The organism is Nocardiopsis halotolerans DSM 44410, from assembly GCF_000341065.1.
GTDB lineage: Bacteria > Actinomycetota > Actinomycetes > Streptosporangiales > Streptosporangiaceae > Nocardiopsis > Nocardiopsis halotolerans.
Genome location: NZ_ANAX01000008.1, coordinates 1 through 5,926 on the forward strand (window position 1 = coordinate 1; position 5,926 = coordinate 5,926).

The window sequence follows — 5,926 nt, forward strand, 5'->3', positions numbered from 1 at the left end:
CCGGGCGGTGCCCACCGCACCGCGGGGGCGCCGACGGCGCTCTCCCCCGAACTGGAGGGCCTCGTGGACCGGCTCACCAGCCTCCGGGGGCCGCGCAGCGCCAAGGCCCGTGCTGACGGGGACGAGGTCTTCCTGCACACCGTCGGCACCCCGCCGGAGGAGCACGGCGTGGTCCTGGTCGGCCGCCCCCGGCCGCTGGGCGTCACCGACCGCGCCGTCCTGCGCACCGCCACCGCCCTGCTGGAACTGCTCGCCCACACCTCCCAGGGCACTCCACCCGCCCCGGGCCGCCTGATCACCGGACTGCTCCTGGACGGCGGGCTCACCGACGAGGCCGCCCCGCTCCTGGCCGAGCTCACCGGGCCGGAGCCAGCCGCCTCCGCCTACCGGGTCCTGCACGCACTGCCCGCCGAGGGGCCCCGCACCGCCCCCGCCGCCCTGCCCCTGGACACCCGGGTCCTGGACGCCGACTCCCACGGGCGGCTGCGCGCCGTCCTCGCCGACCGGGGCGACGCCGCACACCTGGACCGCATGGACCGGCTCCTCGCCCACGGTTGGATCGGCGCCCTGAGCCGACCGGTGCCCCCGACGGAGCTGGCCGGGGCGGGCCACCGGGCGGCCGTGCTGCTCACCCGCGCCCGCGCGGTCGGCGGGCCGCTGCTGGAGGAGGGAGACGACCCCTTCGCCGCCCTCCTCGGCGCCGGGGAATCCGACGAACTGGCCCGCCGGGTCCTGGGGCCGCTGACCGAGGACACCGACTCCGCCCGCCTCCTGCGCCGCACCCTGCGAGCCTGGCTCACCCGGCACGGCAACTGGGACCGGGCCGCCGCCGACCTGGGGGCCCACCGCAACAGCGTCCGCTACCGCATCGGCCGTGTCGAGCGCGATCTGGGCGTGGACCTGGCCGACGCCGAGCAGCGCATGCGCCTGTGGTTCGCACTGACCCGCTGGCACGCGGATGGTTGACGAACGGCCCTACCGGCCAGGAGGTCGAAGTGGGGCATAATCCGGTGGGGAAACGGAAGCAGAAGCGACAGCGGCTTCCGAAACATGTGCGTTACTCCGTTCCCCCAGTTCCGCCGGAGCCGAGTCGGGACACTTGATGCACGTCGTCGCGAACGCGAAGTCAGGGAGCCACATGTCTTTCCCTCCGCTGGACACGGCCCTGCCCGCCGGGGTCGACGCCCGTGAGCACGCGCTCCTGCTGCGGCGGGTGCACGAGGCCTCCTTCACGGGGCGCCCGGTACCCGCGCCCCCGCGCCCGGTCATCGAGGACTCCTGGGACCGCACACGCCGCTTCGGGATCGACCCCGACAGCGCTCCGCCGCCCCGCATGGCGCGCCTGGACGAGCTCCAGCGCCACCGGGACGCCTCACCGATCGCCGAGGTCCTGCCGCTGATCCGACGCTCCCTCGTCTCGGTCGCCGACGAGGCCGACCACATCATGCTGGTCACCGACGCCTCCGGCCAGGTCCTGTGGCGGGACGGCTCCCACCGCGTCCGCAGCATCGGCGACCGCGTCGGACTCGTCGAGGGCGCGTTCTGGAACGAGGGCAGCACCGGCACCAACGCGATCGGCACCGCCCTGGCCGTGGGTCGCCCCGTACAGGTCTACTCCGCCGAGCACTTCGTCCGCAGCCTGCACACCCTCACCTGCGCCTGCGCCCCCATCCACGATCCCCGCGACGGGCGCCTGCTCGGCGCCATCGACGTCACCGGCCCCGTCTCCACCATCCATCCCTCCACCCTGGCCCTGGTCAACGCGGTCGCCCAGCTCGCCGAGGCCCACCTCCAGAGCATCCACCACACCCACCTGGAACGACTGCGCTCGGTGGCCGCGCCCCTGCTGGCCGGGATGAGCGAGCGCGCGCTGGTCGTGGACGAGTCGGGGTGGACGGCCGCCGCCGTCCACATGGAGCCGGTCCGGCGCGTACTGCTGCCCAAACACCGCGAGAGCGGTACGGCCTGGCTGCCCGCGCTGGGGGAGTGCGCCCTCGAACCCCTGCCCGGCGGCTGGCTCGTCCGCCCCCAGCCGGTGAAGGAGGCCGTGCCCTCCACGGTCACCCTGGACCTGACCGGCCCCTCGTCGACGATGGTGGTGTCCGGGCCCAGCGGGGAGTGGGCGCACCGGCTCACTCCGCGCCACGCGGAGCTGCTGCTGTTGTTGGCCGTGCACCGGGACGGGCGCACGGGCGCGCAGCTGTCCCAGGACGTGTTCGGCGGGGACGGGCACGTGGTGACGGTGCGCGCCGAGCTCTCGCGCGTGCGCCGCCACCTGGGCGGCATCATCGAGAGCCGCCCCTACCGCTTCAGCGAGGAGGTGCGTGTCCGGGTCGCCCTGGGGCCCTCCCCGGCGGACCTGATGCCCGCCTCCATGGCTCCGGGGGTGCGCGCGCTGCGGCGGGCGCTGTGCGAGGGCAACGCTCCCATGGCTCTGCGCGACGGCATCGCAACCTAGTGCAACCGTTGCCGTCCCCTCATGGTGTGCGATGGACTGAGCGTGCGCGGCCCAGAGTCGGTGGCGGTCGTCGGGCAAGAGAGGGCACGGCGACCAGCCGCGGGCGGACGCGTGGCGCGTCCACGGCCTTCGGACCTTGAGGGGGGTCCCGGGGGAGAGTTACGGACATGCGCCACCGGGCCCAGGATGGCCGACCACGGGGATTCGGGGGAACCCCCCTGGGGCCATCGCGCCGAAGGTACGCCCCTCGGAGGCACACGACCTCCGGGGGGGTACCGCCCACACGGGGGCGGGTTGGGGGGGACCCGCCCCCGCGCCATGCCGCCCCCTTCCGGCCGCCGTCGTTCCCCTGACCGGGAAAGAATGGTCCATGTTCTCGTCACCCCCGTGTGAGTCGCGCGCCGCTCACGGGTAGTTCTGGGGTGAAAACGGGGCGAAAGGTACTGGACGTGGCCGGTGTGGTGAACAGCACGCAGGGGGGCTTCCCCGACTCCGTGTTCCACCACTGGGCTAGACTCGGTGCATTTACCGGGCCGTGTTCACGCGCGGCCCAGCCCACCCGAACGTCCCACGCGTACCACGGGCGGCCCGCCCGCGGACGGGAGGGGACGTGAACCGCTGGGGCGGCACGGGCGTCGAACCCGGGAACGGCGAGAGCTCCCGGCCGACACCCCGTCGGCCCCACAGAACGACCATCCTTCGGAGGTGGACCGTGTCCGCTGACCACCGAGAGCAGCAGCCCAGCCAACAGGGTTCGCGTATCGACCCGCACGTCGGCCGCTACGCACGCCGAGCACAGGGCATGGTCGCATCGGAGGTCCGGGCACTCTTCGCGGTGGCGTCGCGCCCCGAGGTGGTCTCCCTGGCCGGGGGCATGCCCAACGTCGCGGCGCTGCCCCTGGACCAGATCGGCGAACTGGTCAGGGACGTCGTCTCCGAGGAGGGCGCGTCCGCGCTCCAGTACGGCTCCGCCCAGGGCGACCCCGTGCTGCGCGAGCAGATCTGCGACTACATGACGCTGGAGGGCATCACCGCCAGTCCCGACGACGTCATCGTCACCGTCGGCTCCCAACAGGCCCTGGACCTGATCACCCGGGTCTTCGTCGACCCCGGCGACATCGTCCTGACCGAGGCCCCCACCTACGTCACCGCGATCAACACCTTCGCCGCGTTCCAGGCCGACATCCGCCACGTGGGCATGGACGAGCAGGGCGTGATCCCCGAGGAGCTGGAGGAGGCACTCGTCCGCGCCGAGCTGGACGGGCGTCCGGTGAAGTTCTTCTACACCGTCCCCAACTTCCAGAACCCCGCCGGGATCACCATGTCCGCCGAGCGGCGCGCCAGCGTGATCGAGGCCTGCGAGCGCCACGACGTACTCATCGTCGAGGACAACCCCTACGGGCTGCTGCGCTACGACGGCGACCCCGAGCCCACCCTCTACTCCCAGAGCGAGGGTAACGTCGTCTACCTCGGCTCGCTGTCCAAGACCCTCTCCCCGGGCCTGCGCATCGGCTGGGCCCTCGCCCCGGCCGCCGTGCGCGCCAAGCTCGTCCTGGCCGCCGAGTCGGCGATGCTCAGCCACTCCACCTTCAACCAGCTGGTGGTGCGCCGCTACCTCAACACCTTCCCCTGGCGCGAGCAGATCAAGTCGTTCAACACCATGTACGGCGAGCGCCGCGACGCGATGCTCAACGCGCTGACGGCGATGATGCCCGACGGGTGCACCTGGACCCGTCCCGAGGGCGGATTCTTCGTCTGGGCCACCATGCCCGAGGGCGTCGACACCAAGGCCATGCTGCCCCGGGCCGTCAGCGAGCGGGTCGCCTACGTCCCCGGCACCGGCTTCTACTCCGACGGCCGCGGCCGGGCCAACATGCGCCTGAGCTTCTGCTATCCCACACCCGAGCAGATCCGTGAGGGCGTGCGCCGCCTCGTCGGAGCCATCGAGGGGGAGGTCGACCTGCGTGATACGTTCGGCACCACCCTGGCCCCGGACTCCGAGGGAGCCCAGGTACCCGCCCCCGACCTGCCCTGACACCCCACGAGGGCATCCAGAATCATGACAGCAGCACAGAAGGAGGTCCGCGCCGTGGCAGACCTTGACCGGGTTCTCGTTCTCGCCGGGGGCCTGTCCCCCGAACACGAGGTGAGCGTCCACTCCGGGCGCGGTGTCGCCGAGGCGCTGCGCCGGCTGGGCGTGGAGGTCCAGGTCGCCGACGTCGACTCCACCCTGCTGGACCGCCTCGCCCAGGACCCGCCGCAGGTGGTCTTCCCCGTCCTGCACGGGTCCGCGGGCGAGGACGGCGCCATCCGGGAGGTCCTGGAACTGACCGGGATGCCCTACGTGGGCGCCCGGCCCGGCGCCTGCCGCCTGGCCTACGCCAAGCCCGCGGCCAAGGCGCTGATGGCCGAGCGGGGCGTGCGGGTGCCGCGCGGCGCCACCCTGCCCAAGTCGGCCTTCCACGACCTGGGCGCCCCGGCGCTCATGGACCGGCTCGCCAACCGGCTGGGCCTGCCCCTGTTCGTCAAGCCCGACCGGGGAGGCTCGGCGTTCGGCGCCGCCCCGGTCACCTCGGTCCAGGACCTGTCGGCCGCCCTGGTCGCCTGCTTCGCCTACGGTGACGCGGCCCTGGTCGAGGAGCAGGTGCAGGGCACCGAACTGGCCGTGGGCGTCCTCGACACCGGGGACGGCCCGGTGGCGCTGCCGCCGGTGGAGATCGTGCCCGACGGCGGGGTGTACGACTACGCCGCACGCTACACCGCCGGGCGCACCGAGTTCTTCTGCCCGGCGCGCCTCGACGCCGACGCCCTCGCCGCGGCCACCGAGGTGGCGATGACCGCGCACCGCGCCCTGGGGCTGCGCGACCTGTCCCGCACCGACGTCATCGTGGGCGAGGACGGCCAGGTCGTCTTCCTGGAGACCAACGTGGCTCCGGGCCTGACCGAGACCTCCACCTTCCCGATGGCGGCGGCCTCGGCCGGGCTGGACTTCTCGGTCGTGTGCCGGGACCTGGCCCACCAGGCGTTCCTGCGCGGCTGACACCGGCCCGGAACCGCGTGCGGTCCGGGTGAAGCGCTCGGCTGGGACCTCCCAGCCGAGCGCTTCGTGTGAGCGGCCGTCGAACTCCGCGGCGACCGTGCCGAGGCCCGAACGCACGGGTCCGCGCTCCCCCGTGAAAGCGCTCCGCCCCGGCGTCAGTCGCCCGGGGCGCCCAGGGCCCGATCGACCACGTCGCGCACGGTGGCCCGCAACAGCTCCACCTTGTACCCGGTCGCGGGCAGCGGGGAGCACAGGTCGGCCAGTCCCTCCAACGCCCCTTCGGCGTCCGCGCCCAACGCCTCACCGGGGCGCGCGCCCACCAGAGCGGCCTCCACCTCCGGCAGCCGCAGCGGGGTACGCGCCNCGGACCCGCGCCCCCGTCGGCCAGGGACAGCCGGGCCACCGCCTCCACCAGCGGCCACTCCGCG

At 73.6% G+C, this 5,926-nt stretch carries 4 protein-coding genes and 1 pseudogene; 4 read left to right on the forward strand and 1 reads right to left on the reverse strand.

The window, feature by feature from the left end:
- The 4 genes from D455_RS28770 to D455_RS0100630 form a co-directional block, all read left to right on the forward strand.
- The coding region (locus D455_RS28770) for a PucR family transcriptional regulator (RefSeq protein WP_017568824.1) at positions 1-966 on the forward strand (966 nt) is incomplete at its 5' end.
- 172 nt (positions 967-1,138) lie between these two features.
- On the forward strand, positions 1,139-2,458 hold the full coding sequence (locus D455_RS0100620) for a helix-turn-helix domain-containing protein (protein ID WP_017568825.1): 1,320 nt from the start codon (positions 1,139-1,141) through the stop codon (positions 2,456-2,458).
- A gap of 802 nt (positions 2,459-3,260) precedes the next feature.
- Positions 3,261-4,493: an aminotransferase-like domain-containing protein gene (locus D455_RS0100625; RefSeq protein ID WP_017568826.1), complete on the forward strand. Its 1,233-nt coding sequence runs from the start codon at positions 3,261-3,263 to the stop codon at positions 4,491-4,493.
- 54 nt (positions 4,494-4,547) lie between these two features.
- Positions 4,548-5,498 (forward strand): D-alanine--D-alanine ligase family protein, encoded by a 951-nt coding sequence (locus D455_RS0100630; protein WP_017568827.1) that lies wholly within the window; start codon positions 4,548-4,550, stop codon positions 5,496-5,498.
- A 155-nt stretch (positions 5,499-5,653) separates the two neighbouring features.
- Here D455_RS0100630 and D455_RS0100635 read toward each other — a convergent pair.
- A pseudogene (locus D455_RS0100635) lies at positions 5,654-5,926 on the reverse strand (FAD binding domain-containing protein); the annotation flags it as partial.